This window comes from Arthrobacter sp. Y3225116 (assembly GCF_059091245.1).
In genome coordinates, this window is record NZ_JBNHGL010000605.1 from 1 (window position 1) to 318 (window position 318).

The 318-nt window shown below is 68.9% G+C and carries 1 protein-coding gene; it reads left to right on the top strand.

Annotation, left to right across the window (positions count from 1 at the left end):
* Positions 1-318, top strand: a 318-nt coding sequence (locus AC5RV2_RS19170) for a phosphotriesterase family protein (RefSeq protein WP_494093642.1), incomplete at both ends; no start/stop codon positions are given.

Genomic DNA, 318 nt, shown 5'->3' on the forward strand with positions numbered 1-318 from the left:
GCGTCATCAAGGTCGGCGTGAGCCGCGGCGGCAAGATGACCGAACTCGACAAGCGGATCTACCGCGCCGCCGCCCGCGCCGCCGTCCTCACCGGGGTCCCGATCCTCACGCATCTGGCCATCGACCCCGAGCCCGCCGTGAACATCTTCAACGAGGAGGGCCTCCCGCTGGATCGCGTCCTCTTCGGCCACGCCGACGACGGCCTGAACGCACCGATCACGCCGCACGACTGGATTTACGAGCAGGGCGGCCGCATCGGCTTCGACACCTTCGGCTACGACCTCGAACTGCCCGACCCGCCGTTCTGGGGCCGCAAAC